The organism is Rathayibacter sp. VKM Ac-2754 (genome assembly GCF_009807095.1).
In the GTDB taxonomy this organism is placed as follows: domain Bacteria; phylum Actinomycetota; class Actinomycetes; order Actinomycetales; family Microbacteriaceae; genus Rathayibacter.
On record NZ_WUCC01000009.1, the window covers coordinates 46,589 to 67,206 of the forward strand.

Genomic DNA, 20,618 nt, shown 5'->3' on the forward strand with positions numbered 1-20,618 from the left:
ACCGTTGACGACCACAGACATCGTGACGATCGCCACGAGGCCACGCCTCGAGAGACGTCCTCTCCGCAAGATCCTGGCCCGGCCCGAGACCGGCGCGCTCGTCGCAGCCCTCGCCGTGCTGGTGTTCTTCTCCCTCTACACCCCTCAGTTCCTGAGCCTCGCCGGAGCGGGCGTCTGGCTCGAGTCCGCCTCGACCTTCGGCATCATGGCGGTCGCCGTCGCGATGCTGATGATCGGCGGCGAGTTCGACCTCTCGGCCGGAGTCATGACCGGCTTCTCGGCCCTCATCGTCGGCATCCTGACCACCCACTACGGGCTCAGCATCTGGATCGCCGTCCTGATCTCGCTGGTCACCTGCCTCGGAGTGGGCGCCCTCAACGGCATCCTCGTGATGAAGACCGGACTGCCGAGCTTCATCGTCACCCTCGGCACCTTCTTCGCCCTCGCCGGGATCGACCTCGCCGTGACCAAGATCATCACCGGCCAGGTCGCGATCCAGGGCATGACGAACGTCCCGGCCTACGACAGCATCCAGCCGGTCTTCGGCTCCTCCCTCACCCTCGGCACCGGCACGTTCTACGTCTCGGTGCTCTGGTGGTTCGCCGTCACGGCGGTCGCCACCTGGATCCTGCTGCGCACCCGCGCCGGCAACTGGATCTTCGCCGTCGGCGGTGCGCTCACCTCCTCGCGCCAGATCGGCGTGCCCGTGCTCAAGACCAAGATCGGCCTCTTCATGGGCACCGCCGGCGCGGCGTGGCTCGTCGGGATGATCTCGCTCTTCCGCACCTCGACCGTGCAGGCGAACACCGGCGTCGGCCAGGAGTTCATCTACATCATCTGCGCGGTCGTCGGCGGCTGCCTGATGACCGGCGGCTACGGCTCCGCGATCGGCGCCGCACTCGGCGCCCTCATCTACGGCATGGTCTTCCAGGGCATCACCTTCGCCCAGTGGGACACCAACTGGCTGCGCACCGTCCTCGGCGGCATGCTGCTCGCGGCCGTGCTGCTGAACAACTTCGTCCGGACACGAGCAGGAGGCGGGCGATGAGCGCCGAGTACACGACCAGCGGACCGTCGACCGGGCGACCGGCAGCGCCCCGCACCCCGGTCGGCGCGACGATCGTCGAGGTCCGCGACATCGGCAAGAGCTACGGAGCCGTCAACGCGCTCGCCGGAGTGTCCACCACGGTGAACGCGGGTCAGGTCACCTGCGTGCTCGGCGACAACGGCGCGGGCAAGTCGACGTTCATCAAGATGCTCGCCGGCGCCCACACTCCGTCAGAGGGGCAGCTGCTCCTCGACGGCGAGCCGGTCACGTTCTCGTCCCCCCGCGCTGCGCTGCAGGCGGGCATCGCGACGGTCTACCAGGACCTCGCCGTCGTGCCGCTGATGCCGGTCTGGCGCAACTTCTTCCTCGGCTCCGAGATCACGAAGGGCATCGGACCGCTGCGGCGACTCGACGTCAAGGCGATGCGCGCGATCACCCAGTCCGAGCTCGCGAACATGGGCATCGACCTGCGCGACGTCGACCAGCCGATCGGCACGCTCTCGGGCGGCGAGCGCCAGTGCGTCGCGATCGCCCGGGCGGTGTACTTCGGCGCCCGCGTGCTCATCCTCGACGAGCCGACCGCCGCCCTCGGCGTCAAGCAGAGCGGAGTGGTGCTCAAGTACATCGCCCGCTCGCGCGACCAGGGCCTCGGGGTCGTCTTCATCACTCACAACCCGCACCACGCCTACCCGGTCGGCGATCGCTTCCTGCTCCTGAACCGCGGCACCAGCCTCGGCAACTTCGAGAAGAGCGAGATCAGCCTCGGCGAGCTCACCAGCCTCATGGCCGGAGGGGCGGAGCTCGCCTCCCTCGCCCACGAGCTCGAGCGGTCGATGGGTCCCGACTCCGACCTCGCGGCCGAGGTGGCGCACGAGGCCGCCGCGAGCCCGTCGACGGCACCCGACCGCGCGGGGGCGAACCCCGCGGTCTGACACCGCGCAGCATCGGCCGGCCCCTCGCTCGAGGTGGTCGGCCGGTTCCGCGTTCGGCCGGCCCGACCACGAGACGAAGGCAGGCGCATGGCGCACTTCCGCATCCGCGACTTCCACCCCGAGGACATCGACGGCATCCTGCCGCTCTGGGAGGAGCTGCGCACGCAGGCCGAGCCCGTCTACGGGCTCTCCGAGGTGCTCGCCTCCTGCCGGCAGGACCACGCGGTGGTCGCCGTCCTCGACGACGTCGTCATCGGCGCGGCGGTGGGCCGCGCCGCGCACGCCCAGGGCTGGATCGTGTTCCTCGCGACCGAGCGGGAGCACCGGCGCACCGGCATCGGCGGCGCGCTGCTCGCGGCGCTCGAGAAGCGGATGGCTCCGCTCGGCCTGTCGAAGCTCTCGGTGCTGCTGCCCGACTCGGGGCTGCCCGACGACGCGTTCGCCGAGCAGGGCTTCGAGGCCAAGAAGAACCTGCGCTACTTCGAACGGCAGATCCCGGTGCAGCGGGCCGAGCTGGGCGTACTGTCCGAGCTCGGCGGCCGCGTCCTGCCCCGGGGTCTCTGGGAGTCGATCGGCGGCATGCAGCGCGAGAAGGAGCTGCTCGAGCGCCGCCTGGTCATGCCGCTCGCCCGCGCCGACCTCGCCGAGCAGTTCGGCGTCGTCCCGCCGAGCGCCGTGGTCCTCTTCGGCCCGCCCGGGACGGGCAAGACGACCTTCGCGCGCGCCATCGCCTCCCGGCTCGAGTGGTCGTTCGTCGAGGTCTTCCCCTCGCGCCTCGCCTCCGACTCGGCAGGGCTCGCCGGCGCCCTGCGCGAGACCTTCGACAGGATCACCGAGCTCGAGCACGCGGTGGTCTTCATCGACGAGGTCGAGGAGATCGCGGTGCAGCGCGGAGGCGAGCCGCCGTCGGCGCTGCAGGGCGTCACGAACGAGCTGCTCAAGATCATCCCCGCGTTCCGCGATCAGCCGAACCGGCTGCTGGTGTGCGCCACGAACTTCATCCGCTCGCTCGACTCGGCCTTCCTCCGCCACGGCCGCTTCGACTACGTGATCCCGATCGGGCTGCCGGACGACGACGCCCGCTTCTCGATCTGGTCGCGCTACATCCCGGGCCACGTCCTCGACACGATCGACGTCGCCGCGCTGGTCGCCGACACGACGGGCTTCTCGCCCGCCGACATCGAGTACGCCGCCCGCAGGGCGTCGCAGGCGGCGCTCGAGGACGCCGTCGACAGCGGCGGCGACGCGATCGAGGCGCGCCGCGGACCGCGGACCTCTGACTACCGCGCGGCGATCGCGGCGACCCGGGCGACGGTCTCGCACGAGGTCGCGGAGGCGTTCCTCGACGACATCGGCCGGCTCGCCCGGGTCTGAGAGGGCGGCCCTACCCGACGTGCACGCCGGGGCGGCGGGAGCGGCGCGCCTCCGCCCGCCGCAGCACCTCGCGGGTGACGGGCGCCACCTCGCCGGTGCCGGTGACCAGGAAGCGGAACATGTTGGTCAGCGGGTCGCCCTCGGTCCACTCGAAGTAGACCTCGGGGATCACCCCGGTCAGCTCCCGGATCTCGAGCAGCACGGTCGCGATCGTGTTCGGGATGTTCCCGGAGGTGACGGTGAGCACGCGGAACCCGTGCCGGATCTCGCCGCGCACGAGCAGGTCCTCCTCGAAGTCGGACGAGTCGGTCGCCTGGACCTCGAGGAAGAGCACCGGCGAGCGCCGCGGCAGGTTGCTGTGATGGTGCTCCTCCGCCAGCTTCTGCCGGTACTCGGCCTCGGATCCGTCGTCGGGCTCGTTCGCGAGGACCCGGATGACGCCGTACTCGTCGGCGTCGGTGGTGACGAAGTCGAGCGCGGCCGCGTCGAAGGTCACCGAGGTCGCGCGCAGCTGGAACGAGCGGTGCACCCGCGACACCAGCGACACCGTCAGGATCCCCAGGATGAACACCCCGGCGATCCGCACGCCGTCGGGCCGCTCGACCACGTTGACGACCGTCGTGTAGACGAAGACCAGCGCGATCACCGCGAAGCCGATCGCGCGCTTGCGCTGCCTCTTGCGCCTCGCCGAGAGGAACACGGCGACGGAGGCGGAGGTGATCAGCACGAGCACGCCCGTGGCGTACGCCCCGCCCTGCGCGTCGACGTCGGCCTGGAACAGGATCGTGATGACGAAGGCGATCACCGTGAACACCAGCACCAGCGGGCGCACGGCGGCGGCCCACTGCGGAGCCATCCCGTAGCGCGGGAGGTAGCGCGGCACGATGTTGAGCAGCCCCGCCATCGCGGAGGCGCCCGCGAACCACAGGATGCAGATCGTGCTGATGTCGTAGACGGTGCCGAAGGCCTCGCCCAGGTACTCGTGCGCGAGGTAGGCGAGGGCGCGGCCGTTCGCCTCCCCTCCCGACCGGAACTCGGCCTGCGGGATCAGCAGCGTCGTGACGAAGCTCGACGTGATCAGGAACGCAGACATCGTGACCGCGGCGGTGACGAGCAGCCGCTTGGCGCCGCGGATCCGACCGGCCGGGTTCTCCTCGGTGTCGCCCGCCTCGCCGCGGATCTGCGGCATCACGGCCACGCCGGTCTCGAACCCCGAGAGCCCGAGCGCCAGCTTCGGGAACACGATCAGCGCGATCCCCACCATGATCAGCGGATTGCCGTGCTGCGTGTTCAGCGCCGACCACCAGTCGCTGACCACGACCGGGTTCTCGGCGACGTGAGCGAGCGCGACGACGATCACCACGGCGTTGAGCACGAGGAACGCCGCCACGAGCACGACCGCGATCGAGATCGCCTCCTTGAAGCCGCGGAGGAACACGACCGCGAGCAGGGTGATCAGACCCAGGGTGAGCGGCACCTCGGCGCCGTGGAACCACTCCGGGGCGAACGGGTTCTCGACGGCGTGCGCGGTGGCGTCGGCCGCGCTGAGCGTGATGGTGATCATGAAGTCGGTCGCCGCGAAGCCCAGCAGCACCAGGACGAACAGCTTGCCGCCCCACCACGGCAGCAGCCGCTCGAGCATGGCGATGGAGCCCTCGCCGCGGAAGCTCTCCTTCGCCACGCGCCGGTAGACGGGCAGCGCGCCGAAGAGCGTCAGCAGCACCAGCACGATCGTCGCCAGCGGCGAGAGCAGGCCCGCGGCGAGCGCCGCGATCGCGGGCTGGTAGCCGAGCGTCGAGAAGTAGTCGACGCCGGTCAGGCACATCACCCGCCACCACGAGTGCGTCTTCTCGGCGGAGGAGTGCGGCCCCGGGTGGGTGCCCGCGTTCTCGCGGAGGCCCTCGAGCAGCCACGCCCGCAGGCCGCCGGAAGGCGCCGTGCGGAGCGGGGAGGGTTCGAGGGCGTCGGCGTCGCCACGGACTGCGGAGGAGGTCACCGGACAGTTCTACTCGCTCGCCACGACCTCCGAGCGCGGATCCCGCGCATCCTTACGGATCCCTAACGGGCAGTTCCTGGGGAGGAGCGTTCAGGCCTCGCGGACCGCGTAGGTGAGCACCGCGTTGCCGGCGCTCGTGATGACGGAGTCGCGCAGCTCCAGCCGCGTCGGGGGGTCTCCCGCCTCGAACAGGCGCCGACCGGCGCCGGCGACGACCGGGTGGATCATCAGGGTCAGCTCGTCGAGCACGCCCGCGAAGAGGAGGGTGCGCACGAGCGAGATGCTCGAGAAGAGCGAGATGTCGCCTCCGTCGGTCTGCTTCAGCCCGGTCAGGAACTCGGCGGCGTCGCCCTCGATGAGGGTGGCGTTCCAGCCGAGCGGGCCCGAGAGGGTCGTGGAGGCGACGTACTTCTCGATCGGGTTGATGAAGGAGGCGAAGGGGTCGTCCGCCGGCGCACTCGGCCAGTACTCCGACCACTCCTCGTAGCCGGTGCGCCCGAGCACGGCGGTGTCGACCGCGCCGATCATCCGGCCCATCATCGCGCCCAGCTCGGCGTCGAAGCTGTCGAACTGGAACAGGTTGGGCGACTCGACGACGCCGTCGACCGACATGAAGAGCCCCGCGGTGAGCGTGCGCATGGTGTGCCTCCCGTGACCGCCGACTCCCCCGCCGGCTTCGTCCACCATCCCGCACCCCCCGCGCGGGGACAACCGTGCATCCGCGCCGCACAGACAAGGCTGGAAGGCCGATTCCGCCGAGAATTCGGCGATCGCGGGATCCCAGCCTCGGTTGTGAGGCCGATCGCCCCGACCCTCAGCTCGCGACGGCCCCCGCGCGGCGGTACCGGCGGTTGCGGACCGCGAGGATCGCGCCTCCGATGATCGCCGCGAGGAGAGAGCCGGCGAGGACCCCGACCTTCACGTGGTCGTCGGACTCGCTGCCCACGCCGTACGAGAGCTCGCCGACCAGCAGCGAGACCGTGAAGCCGATGCCCGCGACGAACGACATCCCGATGACGTCGATCCAGCGCAGGGTCGGGTCGATGACGATCCCGCGGAACCGGGTGAGCAGGAACGTGCTGCCCGAGATGCCGATCGCCTTGCCGAGCACGAGACCCGCGATGATGCCGAGCGCGATCGAGTCCTGGAACGACTCGACGAGCCCCGAGAAGCCGCCGACGGTGACGCCCGCCGAGAAGAACGCGAAGACGGGGACGGCGAACGTCGTCGAGAGCACGCTCCAGCGGTCCGCGAAGTGCGCGGCGAGGCCGTCGTAGAGGGGGCGGCCCTCGGCGTCCGCGCCGGTCTGCACGCGGGCGCGCTTCGTCGCGACGACGGGCACCGTGAAGCCGAGCAGCACGCCGGCGACGGTCGCGTGCACCCCGGAGGCGTGCACCAGCGCCCACGTCGCCACGGCCAGCGGGATGAGCACCCACCACGCGCGCACGCCGCGCTGCACGCAGACGGCGAAGACCGCGAGCGGCACGAGGGCGAGGGCGAGCAGGAGCGCGTCGATCCCCGCGGTGTAGAAGACGGCGATGATCGTGATCGCCAGCAGGTCGTCGACCACGGCGAGCGTCAGGAGGAACGTGCGCAGCGCCGGCGGCAGGAACTTGCCGACCACGGCGATGACCGCGACCGCGAAGGCGATGTCGGTCGCCGCCGGGATGGCCCAGCCGTCGAGGGCGGCGCCTCCGCGGGGCAGGTTCACGAGGACGAAGATCAGCGCGGGGACGGCGACTCCGCCGGCCGCGGCGACGATCGGGACGATCGCGGTGCGCGGGTCGCGGAGCTTGCCGGCGACGAACTCCTCCTTGAGCTCGAGGCCCACGACGAAGAAGAAGATCGCCAGCAGCCCGTCCGCCGCCCAGGCGCCGACGCTCAGGTTCAGGTGCAGCGCCTCGGGCCCGAAGGAGAAGTCGCGGATCGCGTCGTAGAGCCCCGAGGCCGGGCTGTTGGCGATGATCAGCGCGAGCAGCGTCGCGGTGAGGAGGAAGGCGCCGCCGACCGTGTCCTTCTGGAGGGTCTGGCGGAGCCCGCGCCAGATGGCGTGCGGGGCCTGGTCGGCGGGCAGGGGGGTGTGCGGATGCGTCATGGGTCTCTTCCGGAAGGGAGGGAGTCGGGAGACGCGGCCGCGGGCTCGGAGGAGGGGCGGACGCGGATCAGACGCGTGGCGGCGGGCAGCCGGCGATCTCGCCGTGGGCGTTCGTGCCCCACGAGCTGAGCCAGCCGTTGGTCCCCGAGGCGCGCTTCGTGAGGAGCAGGCGGTTCGGGTACGCCGCAGCGGCACGCGCGAGAGCGCGCCGGAGCGGGAGGAGAGACATCCCTGCGAGTTTACCGAGCGCACCTGAGCGCGCACAGAGGGAGAGGCCCGCGCACAAGTGAGGCTGAGAGGCCGGACCCGCCCGGGAAACGGGGGGACGCGGCCTCTCAGCCTCACTCGTGCACGCCGGGCGGAGGCGCACTGCCCCCGCCCGAGCGGATCACTCCTCGACGACGATCGTGGTGATGACCGGGTTGCGGCGGTGGCGGCGGGTCAGCCAGCGGCCGAGGGTGCGGGTGATCAGCGCCTCGATCGCCTCGCGGTCGGTCGGCTTGCCGGCGGCCTGCAGCACCGCGTCGTCGATCGCCTTGCTCGCGTTGGCCTTCCAGCCCGGCTCCTCGACGAAGCCGCGGGTGAAGAACTCCACCGGCTCGCCGAGCGTTCCGCGGTCGAGGTCGACGATCGCGAGGACCGTGATGGCGCCCTCCTCCGCGAGCACGCGGCGGTCGATCATCGCGTCCTCGGTGGCGACGCCCATCGTGGTGCCGTCGACCAGGATCTGGTCGGCCGGGATGCGTCCGCTGATGCGCGAGCGGCCCTTGACGAGGTCGATCGAGACGCCGTCCTCGATGACGAAGACGTTCTTCTCGTCGATCCCGGTGCGGGTCGCGATCGCCGCGTTGGCGGTGAGGTGGCGCCACTCGCCGTGCACGGGCAGCACGGCGGTCGGCCGGAGGATGTTGTAGCAGTAGGCGAGCTCGCCCGCGCTGGCGTGACCCGAGACGTGCACCTTGGCGTTGCCCTTGTGCACGACGGTCGCGCCCCAGCGGGTGAACGCGTTGATGATCCGGTAGATCGCGTTCTCGTTGCCGGGGATCAGCGAGCTGGCCAGCAGGACGGTGTCGCCCGGGCCGATGTCGATGATGTGGTCCTTGTTGGCCATGCGCGAGAGCGCGGCCATCGGCTCGCCCTGCGAACCGGTGCAGATCATCACGATCTCGGTCGCCGGCAGCTTCTCGAGCACCTTCATGTCGACCACGAGACCCGCGGGGATCTTGAGGTAGCCGAGCTCGGCGGCGATGCCCATGTTGCGGACCATCGAGCGGCCGACGAAGGCCACCTTGCGGCCGTGGCGCTGCGCGGCGTCGAGCACCTGCTGGATGCGGTGCACGTGGCTGGCGAAGCTCGAGACGACGATGCGACGCGGAGCGGTGCGGAACACCTGGTCGATCGCGGGGGCGAGGTCGCCCTCCGAGATCGCGAAGCCGGGCACGTCGGCGTTGGTCGAGTCGACGAGGAACAGGTCGACGCCCTCGTCGCCGAGGCGCGCGAAGCCGGGGAGGTCGGTGGTGCGCCCGTCGAGCGGGAACTGGTCCATCTTGAAGTCGCCCGTGTGCAGCACGAGGCCGGCCTCGGTGCGGATCGCGACGGCGAGGCCGTCGGGGATCGAGTGGTTCACCGCGAGGAACTCGAGGTCGAAGACGCCCGCGTCGACGCGGTCGCCCTCCTTGACCGGGCGGGTGCGCGGGGTGATGCGGTGCTCCTGGAGCTTCGCGCTGATCAGCGCGAGCGTGAAGGTCGAGGCGATGATCGGGATGTCGCCGCGCTCCTTGAGGAGGTAGGGCACACCGCCGATGTGGTCCTCGTGACCGTGGGTGAGCACGATCGCCTCGATGTCCTTCAGACGCGAGCGGATCGCGGCGAAGTCGGGCAGGATCACGTCGATGCCGGGCTGGTTCTCCTCGGGGAAGAGGACGCCGCAGTCCACGATGAGCAGCTTGCCCTTGTGCTCGAAGACGGTCATGTTGCGACCGATCTCGCCGAGCCCGCCGAGCGGGGTGATGCGCATCCCGCCCTTCTCGAGGGGCTTGGGCGTGGGGAGCTCGAGGTGGTGACGAGCGGGCTTGGCGGTGCGGGTGTTTCTCATGAGTGCTTTCCGGTGAGGGAGGAGTCCGGTTGGCGGCGCGATGGCGCAGGGCTGCGGAGTTCTCGGTAGGGGTGTCTCGCATCCGGCGTGCTCCTCCGGCGGACTGGCGCGGAAGGGGCGGTGCGGGTGGTCGCGAGGGCGATCAGGGGTGCGCGGAACGATCTGTCGTCCGCGGCTGCTGCTCCTAGTCTGCCAGCGATCGCTGCGCCCTGACGACGGGACGCCGATCCCGGGTATGTCGCGCGCCTCCGGGGGGTGCGCTCAGCGGGTCGAGAGCAGCTCCACGAACTCGTCGGCCATCGCCAGCTGCGCCTGCAGGGTGGCGCGGCGCTCGCGGGCCTGCTCGACGAAGCGGCCGAGCTCGGCGCGGTCCTCGGGGTCGCCTCCGTGCGCCTCGATGCGGTCGATGACGCGCAGCAGGGCCGCCATCTCGTCGAGCGAGAAGCCGAGCGGCTTCATCCGGCGGATGAGGATGAGGCGGTCGTGGTCGTCCTGCGTGTAGAGGCGGAAGCCGCCCTCGGTGCGGCCCGACGCGGTCACGAGGCCGACCTCGTCGTAGTGGCGCAGGGTGCGCAGCGACATCCCGGTCTTCTCGGCGAGCTCGCCGATGTGCATCGTGACCGGCATCCGACCTCCCGAGAGCAACCCTCACGTGAGGGTAGGGTTGGCGCAGGGCGTTCGCCCGCCCCCACATTCTTCCCTGCGCCGAGCCGCGTCTCGCGCCTTCCGACTCTCGCGACGAGAGCCACGACTCCTGGAGCTCCATGACCGCCACCGCCCTGTCCCGCCCCGAGCACTCCGTGAGGACGGCGCTGCGCACGCCGCGGATCCTCAGCCGCGAGGTGCTGGCCGGCCTCGTCGTCGCCCTCGCCCTCATCCCCGAGGCGATCTCGTTCTCGATCATCGCCGGAGTCGACCCGCGGGTCGGCCTGTTCTCCTCCTTCGTGATGGCGGTCACCATCGCCTTCCTCGGCGGCCGCCCCGCCATGATCACCGCGGCGACCGGAGCGGTCGCACTCGTGATCGCGCCTGTCGCCCGCGACTACGGGATGGACTACTTCATCGCGACCGTGATCCTCGCCGGGGTCTTCCAGATCGTCCTCGGTCTGCTCGGGGTCGCGAAGCTGATGCGCTTCATCCCCCGGAGCGTCATGGTCGGCTTCGTCAACTCGCTCGCGATCCTGATCTTCAGCGCGCAGATCCCGAACCTGATCGGCGTGCCGTGGCTCGTCTATCCGCTCGTCGCGGTCGGCATCGTGATCATGGTGGTGATGCCGCGCGTGACGAAGGTGGTGCCGGCTCCGCTGGTCGCGATTGTGCTCATCACCGTGGCCGTCGTCGTGACCGCGATCGCCGTGCCGACCGTCGGCGACCAGGGCGAGCTGCCGCGCAGCCTCCCCGAGCTGTTCGTGCCGGACGTGCCGCTGACCTGGGAGACCCTCACGATCATCGCGCCGTTCTCGATCGCGATGGCGCTGGTCGGCCTCCTCGAGTCGCTGATGACGGCGAAGCTCGTCGACGACATCACCGACACCCGCTCGCAGAAGACCCGCGAGTCGCTCGGGCAGGGTGCGGCGAACGTGCTGTCGGGCCTCTTCGGCGGCATGGGCGGCTGCGCGATGATCGGCCAGACGATGATCAACGTGAAGGCGTCGGGCGCCCGCACGCGCATCTCGACGTTCCTCGCGGGCGTGTTCCTGCTGATCCTCGTGGTCGTGCTCGGCGACATCGTGGCCGTCATCCCGATGGCCGCCCTGGTCGCCGTGATGGTGATGGTGTCGGTCGCCACCTTCGACTGGCACAGCATCCGCCCCTCGACCCTGCGCCGGATGCCGCTCGGCGAGACCCTGGTGATGGTCGCGACCGTCGTCGTCGTGGTCGTCACCCACAACCTGGCGATCGGAGTGATCATCGGCGTCATCGCCGCGATGGTCGTCTTCGCCCGCCGCGTCGCGCACTTCGCCACGGTCGAGCGCATGGTGTCGGAGGGGACCGCGCACTACCGCGTGACGGGCGAGCTGTTCTTCGCCTCCAGCAACGACCTGACGACGCAGTTCGAGTACGCGGAGGACCCGGCCCGCGTCGTCATCGACCTGTCGGGCTCGCACGTCTGGGACGCCTCGACCGTCGCGGCCCTCGACGCGATCACCACCAAGTACGAGCGCCACGGCAAGCACGCGGTGATCGAGGGGATGAACGCGGCCTCCACCCGGATGCACGACCGCCTCGCCGGGAATCTCGGCGCCGGGCACTGACCGGCGCCGGGCCGTGCGGGACCACCGTCGCGATCACCAGCCGTCCCCGAGTGGACGCAGAACGGGGTCTGCGGCCGGGGCAGGGCCCGTCTCCCGTCCAGTCGTCCGTGCAGGTGCTCGCGAGTCGACGCTGACGGGGGTGGGAGCGGGATACGGAGCCCGTCCCGCGTCCACTCGCGCGGGCGGGCCGTGTCGCGGGACGTCGACGGCGGAGCAGGCGTGACGCAGGTCGGACGGCGCCTAGCATCGGGGCATGGCCCTCCTGCATCACGCGACGATCACGCCGACCAAGCTCGAGCTCGTCGAGGCGTGGGCCCCGGCTCAGCCGTGGAGCCCGGCCGGAGGCTTCGCGCAGCTCGGCGCGTACCGGTTCGACGACCCCGCGGGCGAGGTGGGCATCGAGGCGCTCATCGTGCAGGCTCCCGGCGGGCCCGTTCTGCAGGTGCCGGTGACCTACCGGGGCGCACCGCTCGAGGGCGGCGAGCCGTGGCTGATCGGCACGACGATCCACTCGGTGCTCGGCGACCGCTGGGTGTACGACGCGGCGGGCGACCCGGTCGCGGTCGCCGCCTTCGCCACCGCGATCCGCACGGGCGGGGTGCAGGCCGACATCGAGTTCGAGACCGACGGAGTGAGGGAGCGGGTCGATCCGACCACGACGGTCCGCGGCAGCGGCTCCGCCTCGGAGGCGGTCGCCGTGCCCTCGACGGTCAGCACCCGAAGCGACGAGCACTCGACGGTCGTCGAGGCCGACGAGTTCGTGCTGACGCTGCGCCGGGTGCTCGACGACGCACCGGCCGAGGGCGAGACCCTCGTCGGCAGCTGGTCCGGCTCCACTCCGACCATCCTCGCGACTCTGGCCTGACCGACTCCGAGCGCCTGCTGATCGAGTCCGTCGAGGACACGCACGACATCAGCTGAGAGGGGGGTGCCTCGCTCGTCGGCCGAGGGACACTCCTGTCAGCTGATGTTGCGCCGGCGCCTGACGTGAAGCGGCGCCGCGGCTCAGCGCAGCGAGGCCAGGACCGCCTCGAGCTCGTCGACGGCGAAGTCGATCTCGTCGGCGGTGACCACGATCGGCGGCGCCAGGCGGATCGTCGAACCGTGGGTGTCCTTCGCCAGCACTCCGCGCGCCATCAGCGCCTCGCAGACCGCGCGGCCCGAGGCGAGCGCCGGGTCGATGTCGATGCCGGCCCAGAGTCCCGCGCCGCGGACGGCGACGACTCCGTGGCCGAGGAGTGACGTCAGTCGCGCGTGCAGCTGCTCACCGCGCGCCCGGGCCATCGCCTGGTACTCGCCCGTGGCGAGCAGCTCGACGACCGCGAGGCCGACGGCGGCGGCGAGCGGGTTGCCTCCGAAGGTCGAGCCGTGCTGCCCCGGCTGCAGCACGCCGAGCACGTCGGCGTTCGCGACGACGGCCGAGACGGGCACGATGCCGCCGCCGAGCGCTTTGCCGAGCAGGTAGACGTCGGGGACGACGCCGACGAGGTCGCAGGCGAAGGTCGCGCCGGTGCGGCCGAGGCCCGACTGGATCTCGTCGGCGATGAAGAGCACGTTGCGGCGGGAGGTGATCTCGCGCACCGCGGGCAGGTAGTCGGCCGGCGGCACGACGATGCCCGCCTCGCCCTGGATCGGCTCGATCAGCACGGCGACGGTGTCGTCGTCGATGGCGGCCTCGAGGGCCGCCGCGTCGCCGAACGGCACGGTGCGGAAGCCGGGCGTGAACGGCTCGAAGCCGTCGCGCGCCTCCGCGTCGTCGCTGAACGAGATGATCGTGGTCGTGCGGCCGTGGAAGTTGCCCGCCGCGACGATGATGTTCGCGCGACCGGGGGTCACGCCCTTCACGCGGTAGCCCCAGGCGCGGGCGACCTTGATGCCCGACTCGACCGCCTCGGCTCCGGTGTTCATCGGCAGGACCATGTCCTTGCCCGCCAGCGCGGCGAGCGCCGTGACGAACGGGCCGAGCCGGTCGTTGTGGAACGCGCGGCTGGTGAGGGTGACCCGCGAGAGCTGCGCGCGCGCCGCCTCCAGGAGCACCGGGTGCGAGTGCCCGAAGTTGACGGCGGAGTAGGCGGCCAGGCAGTCGAGGTAGCGGCGCCCCTCGACGTCGGTGATCCACGCGCCCTCGCCCGTCGCGGCGACGACCGGCAGCGGGTGGTAGTTGTGCGCGGCGTGCGCCTCCTCGGCGGCGATCAGCTCGGCGGACCGGTGGGTGTCGGTGATGCTCATGTCGTACCTCCTGGAGGCGGTCGACTCCTCAGGAGTCGTCGTACTCGGTGCTCGCGTACGACGACTTCCGAGGAGTGGTGGGTCGAGGGTCAGCGCCGCAGCTCGAGCGTGCAGCACTTCACGCCGCCGCCGCCGAGCAGCAGCTCGGAGAGGTCGACGCCGATCGGGTGGTAGCCGCGCTCGCGGAGCTGGCGCTCGAAGCCGACCGCGCGCGAGGCGATGACGACGTTGAGGCCGTCCGAGAACGAGTTGAGGCCGAGGACGGAGGCGTCCTCCTCCGAGACGAGGATCGCGTCGGGGTACAGCTCGCGCAGCACGCGGTTGCCCTCGTCGCTGAACGCGCTGGGGAGGTAGGCGATGTTCGTGTCGTCGAGCACGGCGATCGCCGTGTCGAGGTGGTAGAACGACGGATTCACGAGCTCGAGGGTCACCACCTCGCGGCCGAAGACGCGGGCGACCTCGGCGTGCGAGTCCGAGGCGGAGCGGAAGCCGGTGCCCGCGAGGATGCGCTCGCCGACGAGGAGGAAGTCGCCCTCGCCCTCGTTGATCTCGTCGGGGACGCGCACGTCGAAGCCGGCTCCGCGGAACCACTCCATGTAGGCGGGGCCCTCGGGCTGGCGCTCGGGGTAGGTGAACGAGGCGCCGTAGGCGATGCCGTCGATCACGAAGCCGCCGTTCGCGGCGTAGACCATGTCGGGCAGACCGGCTTCCGGCTCGATCAGCTGCACATCGAAGCCGAGGCCGACGTAGGTGTCGTAGAGGGACTGCCACTGGCGCAGCGCCAGGGCGGTGTCGGTCGGGATCGCCGGGTCCATCCAGGGGTTGATCCGGTAGACGACCGTGAAGTGCTCGGGGCGGCACATCAGGATCGACTTGGCGACGGGGGTGCGGGCGGGGGCGGGGGCGAGTGCGGCGGTGTCGGTCATTCGAGTCCTCCTGCGAAAGGCTGCGGATGAGCGGACCGGGTCCAGTGGCTCCGGACCCCGCGGAGGATCATCACGGGGTGGAGCACGCTCGCAGCCAGTCTGGCACGCAGCGATCCTGCGATTTTCGCAGCGGCGCGCATCTCATCTGCGCATCTCCACTCCTCGGCGCACGCTCCGTGCGTTCAGCCGACGGAGTCGCCGCCCGCTGCCAGCACGCCCCCGCGCCACACCCGGCGCACCAGCTGCACGCCGGGACGGTAGGCGAGGTGCGCGGGGTCGGGCGCGTCCAGCTCGACCAGGTCGGCCCTCGCGCCCACCCGGACGACGCCCACGTCGTCGCGGCGGAGGGCCGCCGCGCCACCGGCCGTCGCCGCCCACAGCGCCTCCCCGGCCGTCATCCCCATCTCGCGCACCGCGAGAGCGATGCAGAAGGGCAGCGAGGAGGTGAACGACGAACCGGGATTGCAGTCGCTGGCGATCGCGACGCGCACCCCCGCGTCGATCAGTCGCCGCGCATCGGGGTACGGCTGCCGGGTCGAGAACTCGACACCGGGCAGCAGGGTGGCGACGGTGCGCGAGCCGGCGAGGGCGGTGACGTCGAGGTCGGTGAGGTACGTGCAGTGGTCGACGCTGGCGGCGTCCAGGTCGACCGCGAGCCGCACCCCGTCGCCCGGTCCGAGCTGACTCGCGTGCACGCGGATCCCGAGCCCGCGAGCGCGTCCGGCGACGAGGACGCGCCGCGACTCCTCCGGGGTGAACGCTCCGGTCTCGCAGAACACGTCGATCCAGCGCGCGTGCGGAGCACAGGCGTCGAGCATCCCGCCCACGACCAGGTCGACGTAGTCGCCGCGTCGATCGGCGTACTCGGCCGGGACGACGTGGGCGCCCAGGTAGGTCACCTCGTCGGTCAGCTGGGCGGCCAGGCGGACGAGCCGCTCCTCCGTGGCGACGTCGAGGCCGTAGCCGCTCTTGATCTCGAGCGTGGTCGTGCCGTGCGCGTGCGCCTGCCCGAGCAGGTGCCGGGCGTTCGCGAGCAGTGTCTCGTCGTCGGCGGCGCGGGTCGCGGCGACCGTCGAGCGGATCCCGCCGGCGGAGTAGCGCAGACCCGCCATCCGCGCCTCGAACTCGCCCGCGCGGTCGCCCGCGAAGAGGAGGTGGCTGTGCGCGTCGACGAACCCGGGGACGACCGCGCGCCCGCCGAGCCGGGTGACGTCGTCGGTCGCGGGCGCGTCGGCGGCGGCACCGACCCAGGCGACGAGGCCGTCCTCGACGACGACGGCCGCGTCGGTCAGGGCGCCGAGGTCGCGGATGACCGGCTCGGAGCCGTCGCGCGGCACGTTCGTGACGAGCCGGCCGATGTCGGTCAGGAGGAGGGAGGTCATGCGTCGCGCCTTCCGCGGGTCGGGAGATCGGAGGAGGAGGGAGTCGCCGCGCTCCGAGCCGCGTCGAGAGCGCCGAGCGCCTGGGCGAGGAGCGCCTCGGTAATGCCGGTGTCGATGACGCGCCCGCCCACGACGGTCCGCAGCACGTCGGCCGCCGTCGCCACCAGCGGGAGCGCCTCGAGCGGCGCGCCGAGGGTGCGCATCGACGCCGCCTCGATCTCGACGAGATCGCAGACCGCTCCGACACGGATCCCGCCGTGCCAACCGAGCGAGGCGTAGCCGTCGACGGTGCCCGCCCGCCACAGCTCGGCGGGTGAGAGCACTCCGCGCCGTCCGCGGTTCAGGCGCTCGCCCGCCTCGAGCCCGCGCAGCTCGAGCATCGGATCGACGACGGCGTTCTGGTCCGAGCCGACGGCGAGGGAGGCGCCGCGATCGGCGAGGGCGCGCGCCGGCCCGATGCCGTCACCGAGGTCGGCCTCGGTGCTCGGGCACATCACGACGGCGACGCCCGCCGCGCCGAGCAGTTCGTGGTCGCCCTCGGTGAGATGCGTCGCGTGCACGACGGAGAGGCGGTCCGAGAGGGCGCCGGCCCGCGCGAGCAGCCCGGTCGGAGTGAGGCCCGTCGCGGCCAGGCACTCCTCGTTCTCGCGGGGCTGCTCGGAGAGGTGGATGTGCAGCGGGACCTCGGCCGGCAGCCCCGCGACCAGTGCCGCGATCTCGCGTTCGGGGACCGCGCGCACCGAGTGGATCGCGGCTCCGAGCAGCAGCCCGGGTCTGTCGGCGAGCGTCGTGCGGAGGCGGTGCCAGCGCTCCAGCCAGCCCGCCGCGCCGCGATCGCCGAAGCGCCGCTGATCGGGGTCGAGCCCGCGGCCGATCCCCGCCCCGAGATAGAGGGTGTCGAGAAGGGTGAGCCGGATCCCGGCGTCGGCGGCGGCGTCGGCCACCGCGCGCTCCATCGCGTGCTCAGGCTCACGGTCGTGAGCGCCGTCGTGAGGATCGACGCCGTAGGGCTCGCCGCCCGGCCGGTGGTGCACGTAGTGGAACTCGCCGACCGCCGTGTAGCCCGCCGCGACCATCTCACTGAAGACGGCACGGGCCAGCGAGCGGTAGAGGCTCGGATCGAGCACGCCGGCGACCGCGTACATCTCGTCGCGCCAGCGCCAGAAGTCGCCGCCGTCGCCGTGGGTGCGGCCGCGGAGGGCGCGGTGGAACAGGTGCGAGTGGGCGTTCGCGAAGCCGGGCGCCACGGTGCCGAGCAGGTGGTCGCCCGGCCTCGGATCGGCCCCCGGCTCCACCGCGGCGACGACCCCGGACTCGGACACGATGCGGACTCCCCCGCGGGGCACCCCGTCGACGACCGCCCGTTCGCACCAGAACGCCGTCACAGCAGCTCCCGCAGCACCGTCACGAGAGCGTCGGCGCCCCGGCGGCAGTCGTCGTCCTCGGCGTGCTCCTCGGGCGAGTGCGAGACGCCGGTGGGGTTGCGCACGAACAGCATGGCCGTCGGCACCGCGGATGCCAGGATCCCGGCGTCGTGACCGGCTCCGCTGGCCAGCACCGGTACTCCGCCGCCGAGCGCGCCGACGACGCGGTCGCGCAGGGCCGGATCGAAGGCGACCTCTGCTCCGTACGACTCCTCGACCACCTCCAGGGTGCAGCCCTCGAGCTCGGCGGCGAGGTGCGCCCGCGCGACGATGTCCTCGACCGCCGCGCGAGCCTCCGCGTCGACCCCCGATCGCACGTCGAGCCAGGCGTCGACTCTCGAGGCGATCACGTTCGTCCCGCCGGGAACCGGGACGAGGCGTCCCACCGTCGCCCGGGTGGGCACGCGGGCGGCAGCCACCTCGCGGGAGGCGAGCACCGAGCGCGCCGCGGCGACCATCGGGTCGCGCCGGTCCTCGATCGCGGTCGTCCCGGCGTGGTTGCCCTCGCCCGAGAACGAGAGGCGCCAGCGGCCGTGCGCGAGGATGCTCGAGGCGACGGCGACGGGCGCATCGAGGTCGATCAGCCCGCGGCCCTGCTCGACGTGCAGCTCGACGAAGAGGCCGAGCCGGGCGAGCGCCCGGCGGTCGACCCCGAAGTCCGGTAGTCCGGCGGCGGTCGCCGCCTCGCCGAAGGTCACGCCGTCGGCGTCGCGGAGCGCGCCGGCCCGCTCGGCGGTGACGGCGCCCGAGAGGAGGCGGCTGCCGAGGCAGGCGATCCCGAACCGCGATCCCTCCTCCTCGGCGAACACCACCACGGCGAACGGCCGTGACGGGACGAACCCGCTCGCACGCAGCTCCTCGACCGCGACCAGGGCGGAGGCGACGCCCAGCGGGCCGTCGAACGCGCCGCCGCCCGGAACGGAGTCGAGGTGGCTGCCGGTCACGACGGCGTCGTCGCCGGGCTCGCCCCACCACGCCCAGAGGTTGCCGTTGCGATCGGTCTCGACGCCGAGGCCGAGGCCCTCCGCGCGCTCGACGAACCACTCGCGCAGCTCGCGCTCGGCCCGGTCGAACACGTGGCGGGAGTACCCGCCGCGGACTCGGTCCCGCCCGACGCCGTCGATCTCGGCGAGCAGCGCCGGCACGCCTCCGGTCGCGCTCACGCCCCCGAGGTCCCTTCCCACATCGGCACGCGCAGGCCGCGCTCGCGGGCGACCTCGGCGGCCCGCTCGTAGCCCGCGTCGACGTGCCGCATCACTCCGGTGCCGGGGTCGTTGGTGAGCACGCGCTCGATCTTCTGCGCGGCGAGGTCGGTGCCGTCGGCGACGATGACCTGGCCGGCGTGCAGCGAGCGGCCGATGCCGACGCCTCCGCCGTGGTGCAGCGAGACCCAGGTGGCACCGGAGGCGGTGTTCAGCAGAGCGTTGAGGAGCGGCCAGTCGGCGATCGCGTCCGATCCGTCGGCCATCGCCTCCGTCTCGCGGTAGGGCGAGGCGACCGATCCGGAGTCGAGGTGGTCGCGGCCGATCACGACCGGGGCCGAGAGCTCGCCGCTGGCGACCATCTCGTTGAAGCGGAGCCCTGCGAGGTGGCGCTCCTTGTAGCCCAGCCAGCAGATGCGCGCGGGCAGGCCCTCGAACGCGATCTTCTCGCCGGCCGAGGTGATCCAGCGGCGCAGCTTCTCGTCGTCGGGGAACAGCTCGAGGATCGCGCGATCGGTCGCCGCGATGTCGGCGGGGTCGCCCGAGAGCGCCGCCCAGCGGAACGGCCCCTTGCCCTCGGCGAAGAGCGGGCGGATGTAGGCGGGCACGAAGCCGGGGAAGTCGAACGCACGCTCGTAGCCGCCGAGCTGCGCTTCGGCTCGGATCGAGTTGCCGTAGTCGAAGACCTCGGCACCCGCGTCGAGGAAGCCGACCATCGCCTCCACCTGCTTGGCCATCGCGGCGCGGGAGCGGACGGTGAAGTCCTCGGGGTCCGTCTCGGCGCTCTCGGCCCAGTCGGCGACTCCGGTGCCCTCGGGGAGGTAGGACAGCGGGTCGTGCGCGGAGGTCTGATCGGTCACGATGTCGACGGCCGTGCCTCGTTCGAGGATCTCGGTGAAGACGGTCGCGGCATTGCCGACGACGCCGACCGAGAGCGCTCGCCGCTCGGCCTTCGCCCGCAGCACGCGCTCGAGGGCGTCGTCGAGATCGGGCGTCATCTCGTCGAGGTAGCCGTGGTCGACCCGGCGCTGGAGGCGGGCGGGGTCGACGTCGACGATCAGCACGACTCCCTCGTTGAGGGTCACCGCGAGCGGCTGGGCCCCGCCCATGCCGCCCGCGCCGCCCGTGAGGGTCAGGGTGCCGGCGAGCGTGCCGCCGAAGCGCTTGTCGGCGATGGCCGCGAAGGTCTCGTACGTGCCCTGCAGGATCCCCTGGGTGCCGATGTAGATCCAGGAGCCGGCGGTCATCTGGCCGTACATCGTGAGGCCGAGCGCCTCGAGCCGGCGGAACTCGGGCCAGGTGGCCCAGTCGCCGACGAGGTTGGAGTTGGCGATCAGCACGCGGGGGGCCCACTCGTGGGTGCGGAACACGCCGACCGGCTTGCCGGACTGCACGAGCAGCGTCTCGTCCGACTCGAGCGCCTCGAGGGTGCGGACGATCGCGTCGTACGCCTCCCAGCTGCGGGCCGCCTTGCCGGTGCCGCCGTAGACGACGAGATCGTCGGGGCGCTCGGCGACCTCGGGGTCGAGGTTGTTCATCAGCATCCGGAGGACGGCTTCGGTCTGCCAGCTCTTGGCGGTGAGGGTGGTGCCGCGCGCGGCGCGGACGGGGCGGGGGCCGGGCATGGTGGGTCCTTCGTGCGTGCTCGTGGAGTCGGGGA

General features: G+C 71.9%; 17 protein-coding genes. 5 read left to right on the top strand and 12 right to left on the bottom strand.

Going from position 1 to position 20,618, the window contains the following annotated elements:
• Positions 1–4 precede the first annotated feature (4 nt).
• From GRS92_RS14700 to GRS92_RS14710, 3 genes are all read left to right on the top strand, one after another.
• The gene (locus tag GRS92_RS14700; RefSeq protein ID WP_159857720.1) at positions 5–1,048 is read left to right on the top strand and encodes an ABC transporter permease; all 1,044 of its coding nucleotides are present in this window, start codon (positions 5–7) and stop codon (positions 1,046–1,048) included.
• Positions 1,045–1,980: an ATP-binding cassette domain-containing protein gene (locus GRS92_RS14705; protein ID WP_159857722.1), complete on the top strand. Its 936-nt coding sequence runs from the start codon at positions 1,045–1,047 to the stop codon at positions 1,978–1,980. The genes GRS92_RS14700 and GRS92_RS14705 overlap by 4 nt, the downstream gene beginning before the upstream one ends.
• A gap of 87 nt (positions 1,981–2,067) precedes the next feature.
• Positions 2,068–3,354 carry an ATP-binding protein gene (locus GRS92_RS14710; RefSeq protein WP_159857724.1) on the top strand — a complete coding sequence of 429 codons (1,287 nt, stop codon included), beginning with the start codon at positions 2,068–2,070 and terminating at the stop codon, positions 3,352–3,354.
• Positions 3,355–3,364: 10 nt separating this feature from the next.
• Here GRS92_RS14710 and GRS92_RS14715 read toward each other — a convergent pair whose 3' ends face one another.
• The 6 genes from GRS92_RS14715 to GRS92_RS14735 all read right to left on the bottom strand — a co-directional run bounded on the left by GRS92_RS14715 (position 3,365) and on the right by GRS92_RS14735 (position 10,167).
• Positions 3,365–5,350, bottom strand: a complete 1,986-nt coding sequence (locus GRS92_RS14715; protein ID WP_442966241.1) for an amino acid permease — start codon at positions 5,348–5,350, stop codon at positions 3,365–3,367.
• Positions 5,351–5,440: 90 nt separating this feature from the next.
• Positions 5,441–5,989 (bottom strand): dihydrofolate reductase family protein, encoded by a 549-nt coding sequence (locus GRS92_RS14720; RefSeq protein ID WP_159857726.1) that lies wholly within the window; start codon positions 5,987–5,989, stop codon positions 5,441–5,443.
• Between the two features lie 175 nt (positions 5,990–6,164).
• The gene (gene nhaA, locus GRS92_RS14725) at positions 6,165–7,445 is read right to left on the bottom strand and encodes a Na+/H+ antiporter NhaA (protein WP_159857728.1); all 1,281 of its coding nucleotides are present in this window, start codon (positions 7,443–7,445) and stop codon (positions 6,165–6,167) included.
• Between the two features lie 67 nt (positions 7,446–7,512).
• Complete coding sequence (locus GRS92_RS18895) at positions 7,513–7,674, bottom strand: hypothetical protein (protein ID WP_204162180.1); 162 nt, start codon at positions 7,672–7,674, stop codon at positions 7,513–7,515.
• Between the two features lie 159 nt (positions 7,675–7,833).
• A complete protein-coding gene (locus tag GRS92_RS14730) occupies positions 7,834–9,462 on the bottom strand; it encodes a ribonuclease J (protein ID WP_204162130.1) in 1,629 nt (542 codons plus the stop codon).
• Positions 9,463–9,801: 339 nt separating this feature from the next.
• Positions 9,802–10,167: a MerR family transcriptional regulator gene (locus tag GRS92_RS14735; protein ID WP_159857732.1), complete on the bottom strand. Its 366-nt coding sequence runs from the start codon at positions 10,165–10,167 to the stop codon at positions 9,802–9,804.
• A 137-nt stretch (positions 10,168–10,304) separates the two neighbouring features.
• On the opposite strand from GRS92_RS14735, the gene GRS92_RS14740 reads away from it, so the two are divergent.
• A complete protein-coding gene (locus GRS92_RS14740) occupies positions 10,305–11,795 on the top strand; it encodes a SulP family inorganic anion transporter (RefSeq protein ID WP_159857734.1) in 1,491 nt (496 codons plus the stop codon).
• Between the two features lie 253 nt (positions 11,796–12,048).
• Positions 12,049–12,660, top strand: coding sequence for a CG0192-related protein (locus tag GRS92_RS14745; RefSeq protein ID WP_159857736.1), 612 nt, complete (start codon positions 12,049–12,051; stop codon positions 12,658–12,660).
• Positions 12,661–12,800: 140 nt separating this feature from the next.
• On the opposite strand, the gene rocD is transcribed toward GRS92_RS14745, so the two are convergent.
• From rocD to hutU, 6 genes are all read right to left on the bottom strand, one after another.
• Positions 12,801–14,024, bottom strand: coding sequence for an ornithine--oxo-acid transaminase (rocD, locus tag GRS92_RS14750; protein WP_159857738.1), 1,224 nt, complete (start codon positions 14,022–14,024; stop codon positions 12,801–12,803).
• An 89-nt stretch (positions 14,025–14,113) separates the two neighbouring features.
• Positions 14,114–14,950: a dimethylargininase gene (gene ddaH / locus GRS92_RS14755; protein ID WP_159857740.1), complete on the bottom strand. Its 837-nt coding sequence runs from the start codon at positions 14,948–14,950 to the stop codon at positions 14,114–14,116.
• 182 nt (positions 14,951–15,132) lie between these two features.
• Positions 15,133–16,332: an imidazolonepropionase gene (gene hutI, locus GRS92_RS14760; protein WP_159857742.1), complete on the bottom strand. Its 1,200-nt coding sequence runs from the start codon at positions 16,330–16,332 to the stop codon at positions 15,133–15,135.
• On the bottom strand, positions 16,329–17,717 hold the full coding sequence (locus tag GRS92_RS14765; protein WP_159857744.1) for a formimidoylglutamate deiminase: 1,389 nt from the start codon (positions 17,715–17,717) through the stop codon (positions 16,329–16,331). Before GRS92_RS14765 ends, hutI begins: the two co-directional genes overlap by 4 nt.
• Positions 17,714–18,919: an allantoate amidohydrolase gene (locus GRS92_RS14770; protein ID WP_204162032.1), complete on the bottom strand. Its 1,206-nt coding sequence runs from the start codon at positions 18,917–18,919 to the stop codon at positions 17,714–17,716. Before GRS92_RS14770 ends, GRS92_RS14765 begins: the two co-directional genes overlap by 4 nt.
• Entirely contained in the window at positions 18,916–20,583 is a 1,668-nt protein-coding gene (gene hutU, locus GRS92_RS14775; RefSeq protein ID WP_159857746.1) for a urocanate hydratase, read from the bottom strand. Before hutU ends, GRS92_RS14770 begins: the two co-directional genes overlap by 4 nt.
• Positions 20,584–20,618 lie beyond the last annotated feature (35 nt).

Bases quoted from the DNA above. Each gene is read 5' to 3' on its own strand.
- rocD (WP_159857738.1), bottom strand. From the start codon at position 14,024: ATGAGCATCACCGACACCCACCGGTCCGCCGAGCTGATCGCCGCCGAG.
- GRS92_RS18895 (WP_204162180.1), bottom strand. From the start codon at position 7,674: ATGTCTCTCCTCCCGCTCCGGCGCGCTCTCGCGCGTGCCGCTGCGGCG.
- hutU (WP_159857746.1), bottom strand. From the start codon at position 20,583: ATGCCCGGCCCCCGCCCCGTCCGCGCCGCGCGCGGCACCACCCTCACC.
- GRS92_RS14730 (WP_204162130.1), bottom strand. From the start codon at position 9,462: ATGCGCATCACCCCGCTCGGCGGGCTCGGCGAGATCGGTCGCAACATG.
- GRS92_RS14735 (WP_159857732.1), bottom strand. From the start codon at position 10,167: ATGCCGGTCACGATGCACATCGGCGAGCTCGCCGAGAAGACCGGGATG.
- ddaH (WP_159857740.1), bottom strand. From the start codon at position 14,950: ATGACCGACACCGCCGCACTCGCCCCCGCCCCCGCCCGCACCCCCGTC.
- GRS92_RS14705 (WP_159857722.1), top strand. From the start codon at position 1,045: ATGAGCGCCGAGTACACGACCAGCGGACCGTCGACCGGGCGACCGGCA.
- GRS92_RS14710 (WP_159857724.1), top strand. From the start codon at position 2,068: ATGGCGCACTTCCGCATCCGCGACTTCCACCCCGAGGACATCGACGGC.
- nhaA (WP_159857728.1), bottom strand. From the start codon at position 7,445: ATGACGCATCCGCACACCCCCCTGCCCGCCGACCAGGCCCCGCACGCC.
- GRS92_RS14740 (WP_159857734.1), top strand. From the start codon at position 10,305: ATGACCGCCACCGCCCTGTCCCGCCCCGAGCACTCCGTGAGGACGGCG.
- GRS92_RS14745 (WP_159857736.1), top strand. From the start codon at position 12,049: ATGGCCCTCCTGCATCACGCGACGATCACGCCGACCAAGCTCGAGCTC.
- hutI (WP_159857742.1), bottom strand. From the start codon at position 16,332: ATGACCTCCCTCCTCCTGACCGACATCGGCCGGCTCGTCACGAACGTG.
- GRS92_RS14720 (WP_159857726.1), bottom strand. From the start codon at position 5,989: ATGCGCACGCTCACCGCGGGGCTCTTCATGTCGGTCGACGGCGTCGTC.